This window comes from Ascidiaceihabitans sp. (assembly GCF_039986515.1).
GTDB lineage: Bacteria > Pseudomonadota > Alphaproteobacteria > Rhodobacterales > Rhodobacteraceae > Ascidiaceihabitans.
The window spans coordinates 1-17,497 of the sequence record NZ_JBDWQO010000004.1; the positions used below are offsets into that span (position 1 = coordinate 1).

20 protein-coding genes, 2 tRNA genes and 1 pseudogene are annotated in these 17,497 nt (G+C 52.2%); 14 read left to right on the plus strand and 9 right to left on the minus strand.

All coding sequences use genetic code 11. The features are described from left to right. Positions 1–249, plus strand: a pseudogene (locus ABJL60_RS01910) (transposase); the annotation flags it as partial. A 136-nt stretch (positions 250–385) separates the two neighbouring features. Here the strand turns inward: ABJL60_RS01910 and bamE are convergent. The 4 genes from bamE to ABJL60_RS01930 all read right to left on the minus strand — a co-directional run bounded on the left by bamE (position 386) and on the right by ABJL60_RS01930 (position 5,339). After that, positions 386–730 carry an outer membrane protein assembly factor BamE gene (gene bamE, locus ABJL60_RS01915; RefSeq protein ID WP_348373968.1) on the minus strand — a complete coding sequence of 115 codons (345 nt, stop codon included), beginning with the start codon at positions 728–730 and terminating at the stop codon, positions 386–388. A 732-nt stretch (positions 731–1,462) separates the two neighbouring features. After that, positions 1,463–2,440 carry a hypothetical protein gene (locus tag ABJL60_RS01920; protein ID WP_348373967.1) on the minus strand — a complete coding sequence of 326 codons (978 nt, stop codon included), beginning with the start codon at positions 2,438–2,440 and terminating at the stop codon, positions 1,463–1,465. Further along, a complete protein-coding gene (locus ABJL60_RS01925; RefSeq protein ID WP_348373966.1) occupies positions 2,437–3,885 on the minus strand; it encodes an HD domain-containing protein in 1,449 nt (482 codons plus the stop codon). Before ABJL60_RS01925 ends, ABJL60_RS01920 begins: the two co-directional genes overlap by 4 nt. A 434-nt stretch (positions 3,886–4,319) precedes the next feature. Further along, a complete protein-coding gene (locus tag ABJL60_RS01930; protein WP_348373965.1) occupies positions 4,320–5,339 on the minus strand; it encodes an IS110 family transposase in 1,020 nt (339 codons plus the stop codon). Positions 5,340–5,722: 383 nt separating this feature from the next. Between ABJL60_RS01930 and ABJL60_RS01935 the strand changes: the two genes are divergently transcribed. Next, a complete protein-coding gene (locus ABJL60_RS01935) occupies positions 5,723–6,355 on the plus strand; it encodes an HNH endonuclease signature motif containing protein (RefSeq protein ID WP_348373964.1) in 633 nt (210 codons plus the stop codon). 213 nt (positions 6,356–6,568) lie between these two features. Here ABJL60_RS01935 and ABJL60_RS01940 read toward each other — a convergent pair. Further along, positions 6,569–6,643 (minus strand) — tRNA-Asn (locus ABJL60_RS01940). A gap of 77 nt (positions 6,644–6,720) precedes the next feature. Next, positions 6,721–7,635, minus strand: coding sequence for an MBL fold metallo-hydrolase (locus ABJL60_RS01945; protein WP_348373963.1), 915 nt, complete (start codon positions 7,633–7,635; stop codon positions 6,721–6,723). A 45-nt stretch (positions 7,636–7,680) separates the two neighbouring features. On the opposite strand from ABJL60_RS01945, the gene ABJL60_RS01950 reads away from it, so the two are divergent. The 3 genes from ABJL60_RS01950 (at position 7,681) to ABJL60_RS01960 (ending at position 9,679) form a co-directional block, all read left to right on the plus strand. Beyond that, positions 7,681–8,985 (plus strand): ATP-binding protein, encoded by a 1,305-nt coding sequence (locus ABJL60_RS01950; RefSeq protein WP_348373962.1) that lies wholly within the window; start codon positions 7,681–7,683, stop codon positions 8,983–8,985. Between the two features lie 70 nt (positions 8,986–9,055). Continuing rightward, on the plus strand, positions 9,056–9,505 hold the full coding sequence (locus ABJL60_RS01955) for a DUF4442 domain-containing protein (RefSeq protein ID WP_348373961.1): 450 nt from the start codon (positions 9,056–9,058) through the stop codon (positions 9,503–9,505). Positions 9,506–9,602: 97 nt separating this feature from the next. Then, positions 9,603–9,679: transfer RNA gene (locus tag ABJL60_RS01960), tRNA-Asp, on the plus strand. A gap of 89 nt (positions 9,680–9,768) precedes the next feature. On the opposite strand, the gene ABJL60_RS01965 is transcribed toward ABJL60_RS01960, so the two are convergent. Next, positions 9,769–10,512 (minus strand): hypothetical protein, encoded by a 744-nt coding sequence (locus ABJL60_RS01965; RefSeq protein WP_348373960.1) that lies wholly within the window; start codon positions 10,510–10,512, stop codon positions 9,769–9,771. 101 nt (positions 10,513–10,613) lie between these two features. Here ABJL60_RS01965 and ABJL60_RS01970 point away from each other — a divergent pair, with 101 nt between their 5' ends. After that, on the plus strand, positions 10,614–11,486 hold the full coding sequence (locus ABJL60_RS01970; protein ID WP_348373959.1) for a glycosyltransferase family 2 protein: 873 nt from the start codon (positions 10,614–10,616) through the stop codon (positions 11,484–11,486). A 30-nt stretch (positions 11,487–11,516) separates the two neighbouring features. On the opposite strand, the gene ABJL60_RS01975 is transcribed toward ABJL60_RS01970, so the two are convergent. Both ABJL60_RS01975 and ABJL60_RS01980 read right to left on the minus strand, forming a co-directional pair. Continuing rightward, positions 11,517–12,410, minus strand: coding sequence for a hypothetical protein (locus tag ABJL60_RS01975; protein WP_348289358.1), 894 nt, complete (start codon positions 12,408–12,410; stop codon positions 11,517–11,519). Next, on the minus strand, positions 12,395–13,054 hold the full coding sequence (locus ABJL60_RS01980; RefSeq protein ID WP_348289356.1) for a DUF1007 family protein: 660 nt from the start codon (positions 13,052–13,054) through the stop codon (positions 12,395–12,397). The genes ABJL60_RS01975 and ABJL60_RS01980 overlap by 16 nt, the downstream gene beginning before the upstream one ends. A gap of 225 nt (positions 13,055–13,279) precedes the next feature. Here ABJL60_RS01980 and ABJL60_RS01985 point away from each other — a divergent pair, with 225 nt between their 5' ends. The 8 genes from ABJL60_RS01985 to ABJL60_RS02020 all read left to right on the plus strand — a co-directional run bounded on the left by ABJL60_RS01985 (position 13,280) and on the right by ABJL60_RS02020 (position 17,490). Beyond that, positions 13,280–13,954, plus strand: coding sequence for a 1-acyl-sn-glycerol-3-phosphate acyltransferase (locus ABJL60_RS01985; RefSeq protein WP_348289354.1), 675 nt, complete (start codon positions 13,280–13,282; stop codon positions 13,952–13,954). Positions 13,955–14,189: 235 nt separating this feature from the next. Next, on the plus strand, positions 14,190–14,357 hold the full coding sequence (locus ABJL60_RS01990) for a hypothetical protein (protein WP_348373958.1): 168 nt from the start codon (positions 14,190–14,192) through the stop codon (positions 14,355–14,357). Between the two features lie 126 nt (positions 14,358–14,483). Further along, positions 14,484–14,813: a hypothetical protein gene (locus tag ABJL60_RS01995; protein ID WP_348373957.1), complete on the plus strand. Its 330-nt coding sequence runs from the start codon at positions 14,484–14,486 to the stop codon at positions 14,811–14,813. 6 nt (positions 14,814–14,819) lie between these two features. Then, the gene (locus ABJL60_RS02000) at positions 14,820–15,059 is read left to right on the plus strand and encodes a hypothetical protein (RefSeq protein WP_348373956.1); all 240 of its coding nucleotides are present in this window, start codon (positions 14,820–14,822) and stop codon (positions 15,057–15,059) included. Between the two features lie 154 nt (positions 15,060–15,213). Then, on the plus strand, positions 15,214–15,630 hold the full coding sequence (locus ABJL60_RS02005; RefSeq protein WP_348373955.1) for a hypothetical protein: 417 nt from the start codon (positions 15,214–15,216) through the stop codon (positions 15,628–15,630). Beyond that, entirely contained in the window at positions 15,621–16,334 is a 714-nt protein-coding gene (locus ABJL60_RS02010; protein ID WP_348373954.1) for a hypothetical protein, read from the plus strand. The genes ABJL60_RS02005 and ABJL60_RS02010 overlap by 10 nt, the downstream gene beginning before the upstream one ends. Continuing rightward, positions 16,331–16,849 carry a hypothetical protein gene (locus tag ABJL60_RS02015; RefSeq protein ID WP_348373953.1) on the plus strand — a complete coding sequence of 173 codons (519 nt, stop codon included), beginning with the start codon at positions 16,331–16,333 and terminating at the stop codon, positions 16,847–16,849. The genes ABJL60_RS02010 and ABJL60_RS02015 overlap by 4 nt, the downstream gene beginning before the upstream one ends. A gap of 119 nt (positions 16,850–16,968) precedes the next feature. Then, positions 16,969–17,490 (plus strand): molybdopterin-dependent oxidoreductase, encoded by a 522-nt coding sequence (locus ABJL60_RS02020; protein WP_108827807.1) that lies wholly within the window; start codon positions 16,969–16,971, stop codon positions 17,488–17,490. Positions 17,491–17,497 lie beyond the last annotated feature (7 nt).

Genomic DNA, 17,497 nt, shown 5'->3' on the forward strand with positions numbered 1-17,497 from the left:
GACATCAAGCGCGCGACGCGCAAGCATTATTCATCCGAAGAGAAGATCAGGATCGTGCTGGATGGCCTGCGTGGCGAGGATAGCATTGCAGAGCTGTGCCGCCGTGAGGGGATTTCGCAAGGCATTTACTACAAATGGTCAAAGGATTTCATGGAAGCCGGGAAGAAGCGGCTGGCTGGAGACACGGCGCGCGCTGCGACCACAGATGAGGTCAAAGAACTGCGTCGGGAGGCAAAGGACCTCAAGGAAAGCGTAAGGTTGTCGACTTCGCCTTGCAAGAAACAGAACTGTCAGCTTGAGCGGTTTGTTCCTGTGCAAAGGCTGTTGAAGATAGAACCAGCAATGAGAGCAGTGGTAGGAGTAGTTTCGGTTTCATAGCTGCCCCTCACAAGTTGAATGACGTCTGATCGACGCGTTTGACCCGGCCTGAGAGGTTAAAGGTCACGATGATGCCTTTTTTGCTCAGACCCATCGACGCATTGAAGGGGTTGAGGCCTTTGGCCAAGTTATTCTGTGCATCGACAAAGGCCCATCGTTCCTCACCATTGAAGGAGTTGATGTTGGTGGGTTTGCCCAGAACCTTGGTCACATGGTCTTTGCTTGACCCAATTGGGATGGCTTGTGTGACCTCTTGATAGCTCAGGGCGCGGACCTGTTGGTTGGTAGCTGGATTGAGGCAGCCCGAAAGGGCTATGGTCCCAGCAAACGCGGCGATTGAGATGACTTTCATATGTGGTTTCTCCCTGTCGAATGTGCCCATTGAGAACGCTGGTGAAACCGTCAAATCACTGTCACTTAGCCCGCTATCCACAGGCCCCAGCGTGCAACACTATTACCAATAATGTACAATGAGGCTGTTCAAGGGTTTAGAGGCCTTGATTGCGGAAATTGGTCGGGTTAGCATTACCGCATACACCGTTAATGAATGAGATTTAGAGCGGCGCAACAGTATTGGTAATACTGTTGCATAAAGAGTCCACATCAAGATTCTGACCCTTGAACACCCCATAACCCGGAGGTGATGGATACGACTTACAACACCAACACGTCTCACATGCGGCTGTACAATCAGCACAATGAGCGGCTGTATTTGAACGCCGAGGAACGGGCGCGATTTATCAAAGCAGCAATTGACCAACCTGCCTACATGCGCACGTTCTGTCTCACCTTGCTCTATACCGGATGCCGCTTGAGTTCCTGAATTTTCTGGAAAGCGAGCAATCACGCGCAAAAGCCGACAAATGTCCGCCAATGTGCGGACATTTGCACCCTTTCGCGTAAATGTCTGGTAATTTGGAAACGCTGGGGGCGAAAGACTGCCGGAAGCAGTCAAAGTAGTTGGGATGTAAAAACAATAACCTTGTTAGCGATGTTTACGGTCTAGATTGGGCGGAAACCGGCCCTTCGCTGCGGGCGCGTCCTGCAAGCCAAAAACTTGAATTATGTCCGAGAGAATCGCTAATCAAAATGGGATTTCGTCATCATCCGTTGCCGCTTTCGGCAATGCTCCATGCGGCAGCGGAACATTCATTGTCACGTATAAGTCCATAATGTCGTATCGATCCATAAATAGGATTTGACTACGCTTTGAAGCATCAAGCTTTCCACCGAGCCAGTTTTTGGCTTGTTTTGTAATTGTGCCACCAGCAATTATGAACGCGTGGTCAACTAGGGCCTTCTTGTTTGTTTCTGGATCGAATATTTCGTGTCCCAACATCATTAATACTTGGTTATAAATCTCGGCAACATTTGCATTTGACCCTTTCGTCGCACCGGCTGAGTCAAGTTTGCCTTTCTTGGCTTGTATTCCAAAATATAAAACATGCTGAGTAGGGAGAACAAAACGCATCCATACGTCTTTCCCGTATTCAAGCGTTTTGTCTGAGTGACCTGCGGCCGAGATTCTATGAAAGCCCTGCTGCCGAAATAGCGGAAGTAAAATTTCCTCGATCAACTCGTCTTCACTGCACCGATCAAGATAAGAATTTAGCAGCTTTTTACGCTCGGCTTCTTTTGGAGTTAAAGGTCGATGAAGGTTCGTCGCCGCAGAAACAATCTTGCTACCGATATGCCGTGCCTGAAGTATACGGTCCTCGTCGAAATATGCTTCGAACCCTTCACGCATGAGTGGTTGGTTTAGGGAGGCCAATGCCAGTTGACGTCCGGGATCATTATCCTCTGCTTCTCTCTGATCCAACAAGCTTCGGAGAACTATCAAAAACCTAGCAGGTAAATGAAACGCTGCAGGTTGCGGATCTTCTAGTAATTCGAGCAACCGCTCAGATGTCCAAATTGCTCTTGTTGATCCGTCGTGAACGAATTCAAGGTCACATTCTTCAAAAAATTGCGTAATGTAAAAGCTAGACCGATAAGGAAAGTGGTCACTATCGCCGATTACCATATTCGCAATTGCTCTAAGGTTGCGGGATTTGAATTTCATGATGGCTCGGCAGCTTTATCTGTGGGAAATTTAAGCTTGAATAGTGCGTCCTTAAGTGTTTCTCTTAGTGCGGCTTTTAGGTCCGCAACCTCTGTAAATCTATCGGGATCGAAGTATAGACGATGGATGTGGAAGCTCGCCGAGCTTGCAACAATTGGAGATATGTCGAATATGTCTACGAAATTGCCACCAATATTGATATTGATTTGCTGGGGGCTGCCTTTACCGCTAGACGCCGGAGAATAGACTTTTCTCGAGTAATTGTCATAGAACAGATGTGGTTTCCAATCTAAGTGTTTCTCACATAACTTTTCAAATGCCATCGGGCAGATCTCATTGAGAATTTCAACACGGCTCTTTGCAGTATATTTACTCTCCAGACCAAGCTCGGAGTATAACTCATCTGCAAGCCGCCAAAGGTCGACCATTTTATCTATTTTGCGATTTGAAATTGCAATTGCTAGATTTCTAACACTCTCGTCGTCGCAGCTTCTAAATTGATACATGCTCCCCCACAGTACCGTGTCGTCGAGTAATAGAGAGTTATCAAGACTTGAAGGATCGCTGAAGAATTGCGCAAACGGGTGATTTTTCGAGATGCCTGCATCGGACGACTTGCCATCTGAAATCAGCTCAAAAATGCGACACAACATTTTAGAGAACATATTTTCTAAAGCTCGAGTTTTTTTGTGAAGATAAATCGTTGGGTACAGCTGAAAAAGGCTAACGGCAAACTGCTCCATGGAGATGTAAGCCTTGCTGTCAAAATAGAAAAGATTCCCAACATCAGAGTATCGAAGGTTCTTAAGAATCCAATCAATATCGATTCGACCCGAAGAGACCCCTGCAAAATAGGGGTCCCGCAAGATATAATCGAGCCTGTCTGCATCTAGTTGGCTTGAAACAATGGAAGTATAAATACAAGTTTTATCCTTGCCACGAACCATATCGGAAACGAGCTTGGGGAATTCTTCGCCCCCAATTCCTTTAAGCGTGTCCGCAACGGAAGATTCCATGATTATCCGCTCGCTTATCTTCTCGTGGCTCACTGCGGCACGAAGCGCACTATCCTTCCCTTCAGATAGAGTGGTTTCTTCAAGGAAATTCTTCATTGCTCCCTCAAACGCGTGACTAAACATCCCATGCCCGACATCGTGAAGTAGGGCTGCCGCTAGGCATGCTTTTCCTTTTTTACTCCAATTATCTGGACCTGCCTCAGGTTCAACAATCCCGAGCATTCTCCGAGCTACACAGTACACCCCCAAGGAATGGGAGAACCTAGTATGTGTCGCTGAGGGAAATATGTGGTCTGAAAAACCCAGCTGTTTGACTTTACGTAGGCGCAAGAAAAAAGGATCGTCGAGTAGTTGCCTGAGTTCATTCTCAAAATCACCCTCGAAGTCGATGAAGCCGTGTATTGGGTCTTTTATTGTTTTAATCGTCATATCAATTACCTAAAAATTTCCTAATCCCTATAAATGCTAACCTTCCCTCCTGCGCAAGTCATGGTTGTGTTTTGCTGTTATTCTGTTGGCCGTTGCGAATGACCACGAACTGCGTTCACTTCGCCGATCAACGTTGATCAATTAGATTGCTGCTTCGCGGCATTAGTGCAAACCTCGAAGGTCGTGTGTGGGTGGCACCTGCATTGCAAGCGTTTTGTTGTGCTGTTTGCGAAAATTTCGTCAGTACAGTCGTGTGTCCGGCCTGTTTATGTTTCGGCATTGCCTCCACTGGCCCTGATGAGTTCCGCAAGCGAGGTTCCATACGGCTAAACGACCTCGTTGGGCCGCAGACATTCCCGGAGTGTCCTTGCTTATGGTTGACTTAATTCCGCATCATCACTTCAACGTCTTGCATCTCGTAGACGACCCGCGCTTTAGAACGCTGGCTGCCGATATTCCTGTTTCTTCGTAAGCATCGCCCAGATGATCCGAGCTGCTTTGTTGGCCATCGCCGTTGTCGCCAGTCGGAATGGCTTGTCGGCAATGATCTTGGCTGTCCAAAGGTCGACTTTTTCTGGGGAACGTTTCGCCATCACGGCGCGCGACGTCATACCAACGACCAACAGTTTGCGAATGTAGCGATCGCCCTTCTTCGTAATCTTGCCCAATCGTTCCTTTCCACCGCTGGATTTATTGAGTGGGGTTAGGCCAAGCCAAGCTGCGAAGTCGCGGCCTGTTCGGAACTGTTGGGCATCGCCTATGGTCGCAACAATCGCAGATGCCGTGATTGGGCCAATGCCTGGCATGCGCATTAATCTGCGTGCATCAGAACTCGAAATAGCGTGCTGTTCAATCATCTTAGAATATCCTGCAATACGTTCGTTCAAACCGATGAACTGATAGCACTGTATACCCAACATACCTTTCGCAATATCGGGCATATCCGGGCGATCACCATCTAGATGACGTTTTGCGAACGCAGTGACCGCTTCAACCCCGAGCGGTAGAACATGCCCAAACTCGCGAAGGAGACTGCGGATCACATTAGCCATCTGGGTGCGCTGTCGGACTGCCAAATCTCGGGTACGGTGGATCGACAGTAGTGCCTGTTGATCCTCGGTCTTGATTTCGACAAAGCGCATTGTCGGACGCCTGACAGCTTCGCAGATTGCCTCGGCATCTGCCGCATCCGTCTTGCCGCGTTTGACATACGGCTTCACGTAGTTCGCTGGCATCAAACGAACATCGTGACCGAGCTGTCGCAACGTACGACCCCAGTAGTGGGACGATCCACAGGCCTCCATTCCAACTCTACATGTCGGCAATGCTTCAAAGAAAGCGAGCAGCTTTGCCCGTTTGATCGATTTGTTGAAAATGACACGTCCGTTCTCGGATATGCCATGCACTTGAAATACATCCTTGGCCAAATCTAGACCGATGGTTTTAACTGTCATTGGGTGGCTCCATTCCTAACAGTTCAACGTAACTGCACTTTGGCACATTCGATGCCGGTGGAGCAGGTGCCACCCACCTCATCCACTTTGGGCCGTTCTTGACTGGATAGAACTGATCATTTTAACTGATGCTGCCCTGCATCGGACCACTTCTTGGAGCCTAGTATGTCCAATGCTATTGAGTTTTCGAAATCAGATAATGTTTGGTTGGTTGGGTTTGTATGCAGCCCAAAAAATCTTGAACCGCACTTGCAGAAATAACTCGACACCAGATAACCTATATGCACAATTTTACGCTGTAACCGTAGCGTACGTTTCCCTGTTGCAACGCTCGCAGGCGCAACGTCTTTTTGCGGACCAATCTTGGGGATAGCAGTTAGTAAATGGAAAGATACGACCACGAACTAGCCTTACCGCCGCTGGAGGATGTGCTTGCGGAACTTGATGCAGGCCGGTTGGAATACTTCGAAGGCCAAGAGAACCACGACGGGAAGCGATATAGGAACGTGCGGCTCTTGGGGCCAGAGGGTTGGACCGTTACCGGGCTGCATAGAATAATTGCAGCCAGCACGCTAGGAAACTGGGTCAACAGAGAGGCTCACGTTGATCATATCAACCATGATCCTAGCGACAACAGGCCCGAAAATCTTGAGATAGTCACTTCATCTGAGAATCATGCAAGGCGTCGGCAGCCTTTAGATGCATCAAAAGCTGTGGACCCCAACAGAGTTAAGAAGCGGGTATCACGCAAAAACCTCAAGCATCATAACCAGCAAGCTGCGACAGAGGCCGCTATTGAACGCTACCTAGCATTGAGGAACAGATTTACTGATGGTTCTTCGGTTGCAAAACTAGAAACCCCGAGGTGGCCATCAAAACTGAGACCACCATTCAAGCAATCGCTAGTTGTTGCATCTCATTCTGCTAAGAAGAGCCCAAAAGTAATTCCAGACGAACAAGAGCGTCAAAGAGCGCGTGAGGCGTTCGCAGCAAAGTACGCTCATCGCCGAAAGTAGAGGGGCGCTGGAGAACTTCATGATCACGGTCTCTTTCGCAAGGCCTAAACTACCCTGATTTCCGCTGAGACATTTTTTGGCGTCTTGGGGTGTTGCGCATTTAGCACGTCGAAAAGATCCGCAGAGTGCTTCCGTAGTGCTTCCGTGGACAAATTTCGGTCACGGCCCAGAAAGCAAATAAGCCACCAAGTCATTGAACTTGGTGGCTTATTATGGCTCCGGCGGTAGGGATCGAACCTACGACAAATTGATTAACAGTCAACTGCTCTACCGCTGAGCTACGCCGGAACGGTCCGTGCGATATAGCAAGGTGCTTTTACCCCGTCCAGTGGATTTTTCCGATGAATCCCAAAAAAATCCATGTTTCATGTTTGTCGCGTGAAAACTGTGTCTGCGGAAAGGCGGCCATTTGGTGTGACTAAATTTTTTCCCATAAGATCAATGAGATGCGCTAGAACATTACGGGTGGCCGCGCCAAGCAGGGCGGGGGGCGTTTCTGTGTAGATCTGCAATGCCAATGCGTGCGCTGTTTTGTGTCCAGTTGCCAAAGCTTGCAAAATGGCCGTTTCCCGGGCTGTGCGGTGATCTATCAACCATTGAAGCCGGTCCGCGGGATTTGTCACAGGGGCCCCGTGACCGGGATAGAATATGCGCCACGGGCGGGCTTGCAACTTGGCACAGGACGCCATGAAATCGGTCAAATCCCCATCGGGGGGGGACACCAGCGAACTGGCCCACCCCATCACATGATCGGCGGTAAGACAGGCATCGTTCCACCCCAAACTGATATGATTGCCGATGTGGCCCGGTGTGTGCAGCACCTCAAGGCGCCAGTCTTGGGTGGAAATGACGTCTGAATCCCTAAGGATGACATCGGGTTCAAAGTCCATATCGACCCCTTCGCCGCCGCCTGCGTAACCGGTGGCTGCAAACTGGGTCATTGTGTCTGACCGTCCGGCTGATGGGCCACCAAAGGCCAGAACGGGCGCATCACAGGCATCTGCAAGTGGGCGTGCAAGGGGAGAGTGATCCAGATGGGTGTGGGTGACGATTATGTGGCTGATGCGCTGGTCGGGGCCGACGGCATCCAGAATCGCCTGAAGATGTGCGTCACTGGCTGGGCCGGGGTCGATGACCGCGATGTCGGTGTTCCCCAACAGATAGGTGTTTGTGCCACGGTAGGTCATGGGAGACGGGTTTGGTGCCACGATCCGGCGCAACCCGGGTTCCAACGCAACAGCTGCGCCAATTTCGGGATCAAAATCATCTGGTGGTGTCATCGCCCGCCCTTTCGCAGCACGTTTATGGTGGTTAAGGTCTACCTTATGTCTTTCGCATGGCTCAAACACTATATGCCCCGCAGCTTGTATGGCCGTGCTGCTCTTATTCTGTTGCTGCCGGTCGTGGTGTTGCAGATTGTTGTGGGTGTCGTCTTCACACAACGTCACTTTGAAGACGTGACTTTGCAGATGTCGGATGCGGTGGTGCGTGAATTGCGGCTGGTGTCACATTTGATTGAAAATCAGGGGGTGGACGCGGTGGCCCGTGATTTGCCAGAGCTGGCCATTCAGGCGCGATTGGTTGCGCCGGATGCGTTGCGCGAAGCTGATGGCCGCAATTGGGATGATTTTACCGGCCGCGTGATCATTTCACGGCTCAATCGCGTCATGCCAGAAGTGGCCACGGTGGATCTGAGGAACAGCAAGATGGTTCGCCTTGTGTTGGACTTGCCCTCTGGTGCCTATGAGCTGGTGTTTGACAGGCGGAGGATATCGGCAGCCAATCCGCACCAATTGCTTGTGAATATGGTGTTTTTCAGCATTGTCTTCACGATCATCGCCTTGATTTATTTGCGCAACCAGTTGCGGCCGATCAAACGTCTGGCGATGGCGGCAGATGCTTTTGGCCGCGGGCAAAGTACGCCTTATGCGCCATCGGGGGCAACAGAAGTTCGCGCAGCGGGCACGGCTTTTTTAAGCATGCGGAACAGGATTGAACGTCAGATTGAAACGCGCACATTGATGTTGTCCGGTGTCAGCCATGATTTGCGCACCCCTTTGACCCGCATGCGTCTTGCGCTGTCCATGCTGGACGACGCCGAACGCGAACCACTGGAACAAGACGTCGCGGAAATGCAGTCGATGATTGATGCGTTTTTGGATTTCTCCAAAGGGGCCCATGAGGGCGAACAGGAACCTGTGGATATACCGGCTTGGATGGCATCGGTTGTCGAGGACGCACAACGGGCCGGACAGAACGTGTCGTTGGTCCATGCTCAGGGGACAGGAGACGTCATGCTGCGGGCAGGGGCCATGCGCCGCGCGGTGGGAAACTTGATCGGCAATGCTGTGCGCTACGGCACAAAAGCCGAAGTGTCGTTTGACCTGACGGAGAAATCCCTGCGAATCCGGGTTGAAGACAACGGGCCTGGCATCCCCGAAGACCGTCGCGCCGAAGCACAGCGCCCCTTTAGCCGTCTGGACGCGGCCCGCAATCAGGACAAGGGCGGCAGTGTGGGCTTGGGCCTTGCCATTGCGACGGATGTGGCACGCGCCCACGGCGGGGTGTTGCGTTTGGGGGGATCGGAACGTCTTGGTGGTCTGAAGGCTGACATCGTCATCGCAAGGTAGGGTGCCGTGAGGGAACGGTTGACCTGGTGTCTCGCCCTTTCTAACCTTTTGAAAAATAGGAGATATTCAGATGAACCCGTATGACGTAATCAAAGCGCAACTGGGGCAGGTCGTGCCGTTTCAAAACCACGTAGGTATCGAATTGCTTGAGGTCGGCGATGGTGTTGCATCGGCGCGCATGACGCAACGCAAGGAAACGTCCAACCACATTTCCACCCAACATGCAGGCGCAATGTTCACCTTGGGTGAGGCGGCTTCTGGGGCTGCAATGGCCGGTGCAATGGCGCCTGTGATCTTGCAGGTGCGTCCCGTGGCGGCCAAGGCGGAAATTGCGTTTACCAAAATTGCAAAGGGCACTTTGACAGCCCATGGCAAGACGTCCCAACCCAGTGCAGCCCTTTTGGACGAACTGGAAAAGGTCGGCAAAGTTTCCTTTGAAGTTCAGGTGGATATCCAAGACGAAGAGGGCGACACCGTCGTCGAAATGCGCATCGATTGGCACCTCAGCAAGCGGTCTTAAGGAACTGATTTTAGCCTTTGTAAAAAAACTGCAAATTTGTCGATTTCCCCGCTTGACGCGCCCCAGCACTCGCCATAGAACCCACAACACGCAGTGTGCGGTTGTAGCTCAGTTGGTTAGAGTGCCGGCCTGTCACGCCGGAGGTCGCGGGTTCGAGCCCCGTCAACCGCGCCACTGCGAATTACCAAAAATACGAAGAATGTGACAATTTTCCCTTCGGGGAAAGCCGCCTGAAATGATGGTTTTTTTACAGTGTTTGGGTCCTACAGGCAGTACCCGAGGCTGTTTTCCAAATTCAGGTCCAGTTCTGTTTTCAAAAATGATACATCACTTTGTGACAGCGTTTTTGGTGTGTCGGGGCGTGCATCAACCGATGGTTTAAACTTTGCGCCTAAGCGCTTCATCACCGGACGGAATTTATCGTGTGGTGATGTAAAGCCCAGCGTCTGTGCCACCTGTTCCAGTGTGGCCTGTGGTGCGGTCACGGTGGTTTCCAGGCGCAATACAATGCAGGTGCAATCACGGTTCAGATAGCTCAGTAACCCGCGCAGCTTTGCGGTGCGCAACGCAAACAGTGTATCGAAACGTTTGCCGGTCATCGGATCACGGTCGTGTTGCAGCGGCTGCCCCAACGTCTCAGTTTCGCCATCAAAGTAACGTGGTCGATCTATGATCGTGTCCCAAGGGCTGCGTATGAAATCAGAGAAGGGCAACGATTGCATGGCCGGTGTCGTATGCCACGGTTTTGCGTGCATGGATCGCACCCAATCCACGGGGTCGCGTACCACGCAAACAACAGCCAGATCGGCGGGGATTGCGCGCATGTTCGCAAAGCTGTGTTTCCAGCCCAAACCTTCGGTCGGGGTCAATGGACTGTTGCGTCCCAGCAGGCGTTTGACAAAGTTTGTTCCCGATGACCGTTCCCCAAGCACTTGATATCGCGTTATCTTTTCACCTGATGTGATGGCGTGAAAACCGGTGGTTGCGAAGGTTTGGGGCAGGGGCATGGGACTGGCATCTTTGCGTGAAATTTAGGATTCTCTTTTATCAGTCAAAGCGGTACTGTGCGAGACAAAGCGTGACAAAGCGCGGATATAAGGGGTTGGCGATGCAGACTGTGGCAGCTGTGACGATGGTGCGGGACGATGCGTTCTTTCTGAAGGCGTGGTTGCGTCATTACGGTGAAATGTTTGGCCGCGAGAATTGCTACATCGTCAACCATGGCCGTGGCGCAGAGGTCGCGGCACTGGCCGAAGGCTGCAATATCATCGGTATTCCAGGCGATCCGCACCGTAACTTCGACGTCAAACGCTGGGGGTTGCTGAACAATATCGTAGGCGGGCTACGTCGCTACTATAAACATGTGATTGTTGGCGATGTGGATGAACTTGTCGTTGTTGATCCCGATTTGGGCGGCAGCTTGTTGGATTTCGTAAAGGATGCACCGGAAGGGCGCGTGATCACGCCTTTGGGGCTTGAGGTCATTCATCGCATTGATCTGGAACCTGATGCGATTGATGACGTTATTCTGGGGCCGCGCCGCTATGTGCGTCCTGCGCCACATTATTCCAAGCCGTGCATCGTCTCGGCCCCTGTGAAAATCGCACGGGGGGGGCACTTTACCCAGTATGACAAGGTACATGCACCTGATGAATTGTTCTTGATGCATCTGAAATTCTGCGATTTCGGGGCGTATGTCGGCGTTATGGATCATCGTAACGATGTCACGGCCTCTGTGCAGGCAAGCATCAAAGACGCATCTATCGGACGCCACTGGTTCGCAGAGGCGCGTGGCGAAGACCGAGCAGTTTTTGAAGCTTTTGCAGAGTTGGAGCTGCAAGGTGACTTTAATATGCATCCCTTGCGCCGCAAAATGCGCCGCAGTTTCAAACCACGCGGCGAGACAGGTTTTTTCCACTTTGACCGGCCGGAATATAACACCCAGTACAAGCTGCCAGAACGCTTTAACGGCTTGATCTAAGCCCTTGTCCTGTTGGCATTAACTGTTTGTTCAGAAACTGCGCATCAGCAAGCCACCTGCAATTGCGGCGACCACCAAACCTGCCGATATTTCGATCAGGGGGACTGCGCGGCTAAGCATTCGGCTGCCGGAAAACCCTGCCAGCAATCCGCGGCGTACAGACACGGCGGCCCACCCAGTTGCGATTGTCACAAGCGCTGTGCCGATGGCCATGGCGAAGGTGCCAACAATGCCAGCCATCGGGATGCCCATCTGCCAGGTAATCAACAGCACAAACAGCGCACCCGTGCAGGGGCGGATCGCGATACCGGCGATCAACAGGGCCGCCTCGCGCAGGGATCCTGCTTTTGCAACCTGTTCCGGGGTGGGGCCATGTGCATGACCGCATGTTGAACAGGTAGCGCCAACGCCCACGTGCACGTGCCCGGCTGTGCGGGCGTGCCGGACTCCGCGCCACACCAACCACAGCCCGATCAAGCCGATGGCAGCGTAGCTGACGGGTGCCATGATCTGATCCGCGGTGTCGGTCAGAACGTCGCGGCCCAATGACAGCACCAGAACCCCAGTATACACCAAAACAATGGCGCTGACGGCTTGGCCAAGGCTCGCAGCCAGGCTAATTGAAGATAAACGCCAAACCGAAACACGCACCCCAAGCCCGTAGCCGCCAATCAAAACCTTCCCGTGGCCGGGCCCGATGGCGTGAAAGAAACCGTATGCAAAACAGGCTGTGAGCAGTCCGATAAGCGCACCGGGTGTGCCTGCCCGCAAACCGCGCAGCGTACGGGCGATTTGGTTTTGAAAGTCCCGTTGGGCCTCAGCCGCCCAAATCGCCAAACGGTCCAACCCGCCTGTGCCCCATAGAAAGGCCAATAGGCAAAGCGCAAGCGCTGCGGCCAGTGCAAAGATCAGATTGCGGGACATGTGATTTCGATTGTTGGGGCAAATTTCTCACCCAAGGTCGGAAACCCTTCACCTTCCAGATCCACATTGGGATCAAGCTGCGCAATTTGGGTGCGCATCTCTTCCAGTGCCGCATCAATATCAGGGGTGATCAAGTTTTCCCGACACCCAACACCCCCGGTGATGATTGTGGGTTGGGTGACGTCGTATGCGGTGTAAAAGCCCGCATCATAAGGCTTTAGCGTCAATGTCTCGGTCAGGGTCGGGGCATCTTCCACAGCACGCAAATGTGTGGTTGTGATGATGCCATCAGTCATATCTGCGGTGTAATCCATCGGGGCTGACAGCTTTAGTTTGCGTCCCGCCGATATGGCATCCAGATCACCATCGTATCCGGGGATCCATTTCATATCGAAGCCGGTGATCAAGGCCGTCTCTTTTGGGGTTAGCGTCCCGTCGCCATCTTGATCAATGTCGAAATCTTCTGCCAGCAACAAGGAATAGAGATCGTCGTAAGACCATGACACCCGGATATGGGTGACGTTGTTTTGAGCGTCCACCAGAACTTCAAAGCGGGTATCCACAAAAATATGCGGATGTGCCACCGCTTGGGTGCTGAACGACACGGGCCACAGAGCCAACAGGAGGGCAGGGGAAATACGCATGGCTCACAGGTAAACGTGGCAAAGCGATGGTGCAAGAGGGGCAGGGCAAAACCGCCGAAGGATGCGGGTGAGGGGCGCGCGCGTTTCGCAGGGCGTGGCACGCACCGCCAACGACGTAACAAAAACGCCAAAACCGGACGCAATGGTTTGCTGGTCGGCGCGATTGTCTGCTAGCATCGTCACAAAAGAAGTTGAGGGTTATCAAGTGCATCACAGGTTCCACGTATGAGACGTTTTCTGGACGCGACATTGGGCCGTTTCATGCGGCATTTCCTGTTTATTCTGGTGCGCACCTACTATGCGTTGTTTTACAATGTCAGCTGCTCAAACAAGCACTTGTTGCAAGACACGCCTGGGGCTTTGATCCTGTCCACCCACGTCAGTCGCCACGATGGCCCCATGTTGGCCGCGATCCTTTACACCACGGCGCGATTGCGCCCCACTGTGCATTACAACGAATACTACAGCTGGTTGCAGTGGCTGCCCATGCATGTGGTGTCGGCGATCCCTATGAGTTCCCCAAGAAAATGGCCTGCCGAAAAGCGTCAAAAACGCAAAGAAGACACGCTTGGGATCATTCACAAGGTGATGGAAAACGGCAGCTGCATTTTGCTGTTTCCAGCGGGCCGCGTGCGCAGGCAGGAACGCGAGATCATCAAGCCGGGCCTGTCGGGGGTTCATGACATCATGGGGTATGCGCCCGATACGCCTGTTATGGTTTTGCGCATTGATGGCTTGGGTAAATTTCAAACCGCCAGATACGATGGGTTCTGGAGTTTTCTAGGCATCAAGAAAGGACGTCGTCACGTCAACGTGCGCCTTGACCGTGTGACGCATCTGGACCCTTCGAAGCCATTGGACGACTTCAACGCAGAGCTTGAAGAGCTTCTGAATTCCTGACGCTGCCAGCAGTTTTTGTAATTGGCTGCCCGAGGCCGGTTCGCTTTTGCTTCCATGCACCTTTGGACATCTTGGCTTAGCGGGCCTTGTGTGTCCGTCATCTGTGTCCGTCATCCTATCCCAAAGCATAGCATCTCTTGGCAAATTGCCGAATAAATAGACCTTTGCAAGCCTGCCTGAAATTCTTGGCTTTGGTTACCTATCACTCATCGCTTTCAGTGTGAGGACTGAGAAAATGATGATGAGTGACAAAAGGACAGGGCGTGTCGTTGCCTTGTTGGCAAGTGTGATGATGTTGACGCCTGACCTTGGTCGTGCAGGCACAAAAAGCGCCAAACCCATGCAGCCATCGACGGTTTTCAATGCTGAAAAGCGGAAAAAGACCAAACACGACATCGGGTAGCACCTGTCTTATTCGATATATTCAAGCTTTCGGTATCAAAGCGAAAATAACCGGCGCCGCGATGACGGTATTGATGACCATACCGAAGAATACGCCCTGTATCTGGGGTTTGTAGGTCGCGCTGATTTGGGACGTGCCGTGATTGCGTTTGGTCACGCTGAATTGGACACGCGGTCAAAGTCCACGCAGGACCGCAGATATGACCTTGCGACCCAATGGAAGACTAAAGAAGCTTTTGTTTCGTTCAAGGTGGCTGCGCAAGCCCGCGTTACAGTTGGACGAATGCGTTTTTCCGACCCGCATAAATGGGTGGCCGATTTGGCCGTGGATGGTGTCCATTACGGTCACAAAGGCAAACAGCAGGTCACAGAGTTTGCGGTGTTCCGGGGGACGGGTGACGTAACCGCGTCTTATCTAATGGCGCATCACGGACGTGTGATGGACCAAAATCGATAGGGTATCTTGGCACTTCTCGAAAATGATAGTCCAGACACCCGCGCCCATCTCGCAGGCTACGCCAATGTGTTCGTGTCCAAGAAAGTGTCATATGAATTGAACCTTGGTGCGGTCATTGGGGATGCTGCAAACGGCAAAAACGAAGGCTTTGGAATTGATGTTAGATCAATCCGAAAATTCGGCACAAGTGACCTGAATCCGCAAATGATGTTCGGGTTCGCGGCGGGCACCGAAGGTTATCGGTAATCCGGTTTGCATTCCAACAAAACCTACAATCGCGGCCAAACGCAGGTGCACCGGTATGGGTACGCTTTTCAACCTGACCTGACCAATTTGGTTGTGGGATCATTTGCTGTTGGTGTGCGCCCGTCACGCAAACTGTCCGTTGATCTTGGCGTTCATGGGTACTTTCAAATACGCAGTGTTTGGACAAGCCAAAACCGGAGTAATCGTTGGCAAGGATGGTTGGCTGTTCACGGCGGAAGAGTTGGAAGTAACGGAAGAATTTCATGCCAACATGTCCCGTGCCGCGACAGAGATTGCGCGGGTGCAATCTGTGATGAAGCAGCAGGGCACCGTACTTGTTCCTGTCATCGTGCCAGACAAAGCGGATGTGTTTGCACAAATGTTGCGGCAGGTTCGCCCCGATGACGTGCAACATCGGCGCTTGCATTTTATGTCATTGCTTGCGGACTTGGATGTCGCTGCTTTGGACGCCTTTGGCGCGATCAAAGCCGTGCAGACCGGCTTCATGCGGGATGATACCCACTGGTCCCCCCGAGGTATGCCACGCCATATTGCGAAAGCTTGGCCATAAAGGACCAACTGCCCAAGAAGTATCAAAAACGAGGACCGTTTTATTCGGACACCTCGTCAGGTTGGATCGTTGGTCAGGACCAGCTCAGGAACAAATACGCGGTTTCGGACGAAGCCGTTGCACTGTGGCACGACATCAGGGCCGAGTTTGAAAAGCACGCCATTGATCTGGTTGTTCTGGCGGCTCCTCCACGTCCGCTTTTTGTACCAAAGTCTGCCCTTGATGTGGTGGGCATGCCCTTGGACGCGGAGCTGCCTGCTTTGCAAGACGGGTTCAGCACGTATATTGCAGCCCTGAATACTGCGGGAATAGTAGCACCTGATTTATCGCGTGTTGCACAAAGCCCCTTGGCGGCAGATTACTATTTCGCATGCGATACGCATTGGACGCCCATGGGGGCTGCGGTGTCGGTCGCGCATCTGAATGCTGCGATGGGCAAGGGGGCAATCGACGCCAACTTGGCGCGGATTACTTCAGCAGGGACCTACGACGAAAAAGGGTCTTTGGCCGGTGTTGTCAAAGACGCCTGCGGAAAACGTCCCAAGACGGAAACCGTTCCTGCGCCCCAATACGCCATACAAGGCAGTGCTGCGTCCTTGCTTGGTGCGGCACCTGAGTTGGAAAAACTGGCGCTTGTTGGCACCAGTTTTCGGATCGTTACCAACGCGACGCCTACCGGGTTGCGGATGCGTTGGCCTTCATGATGGATGTCCATGTCGACAATTTCTCGGTGACGGGTGGGGGGCTAGTGGGCTCTATGGAAGCGTTTATTCGCAGTGGGGCCTTGGCCAGTACATCTTACACGACCGTCGTTTGGGAAGCGCCGTATTCTGCGCCACTGACTGATGTAAACGGGTTGCGCCAGATTTTGGGTGTCCTGAAATCTGCCGCGTTGGTGTCACACATCGAAGGCTTTGATGCGCGTATTGGCAAGGACTGGATCAGCATCGAACACAGTGTTTCGATGGAAGATGTTCAAGGACTTGAGATTGTGACAGAAGGAACCGACACCGGACAATTGCTTGTTGAAATCATTGACGGAGCTGGTGAAAAGACACGGACGAAACTGGTTAAATCCAATCGGGTGGCTGCAAACCTGCGCAGCAATAGATGGGCGTTGTCGCTGTCGGGATTGCCAATCGGTCAAATTGTTCGCATTAAATTGCGCCTTCCGAAATCGGAAAAACAGGAAGCGGCAACCATCCGTTTCATCTACTGAAGGGCAATCCTACAGGGGGGTACTATACTAAAGTATAGCCTTCTATACCTCTGATGATTCGGGGATTTAAGGTTCCGCTGTTAATTCCGGTCGCAACTATTCTCAAGATCGGAACCGACATGTCCTTGATTAATACGTTGTATGCCACCGTAACTGCCCTTTCGTTGACGGCATTTCCCGCATTCGCTGAAGTTCTTGCGGCACCAAAAGGCCCGGTTCTTCTGACGATTTCGGGGGAACTGGAACATCAGACCGCGGGTGCTGTCGATGGAACCGTGACGTTGGATCTTGATATTTTGCAGTCATTGGAAACCCAAATTTTCACGACTTCCACGATTTGGATTGAGGGTGATGTTGAATTTACCGGAGTGAGCCTGCGCGACGTGTTGACCTATGCCGGTGCAACAGGTGCCGCTGTTCGTGCGATTGCGTCAAATGATTACAAAGTGGAAATCCCCGCAGACGGAGTATCGGCAGACGCTCCGATTGTGGCCTACTTTATGAACGGAGAGGAAATGTCCGCCCGTGGCAAGGGTCCGCTTTGGGTCGTTTACCCCTACGATGATGATGCGAAATATCGTACAGAAGTGGTCTATTCACGTTCGATCTGGCAGTTGGACCGAATAGAAATTGCTAACTGAAGGGCAT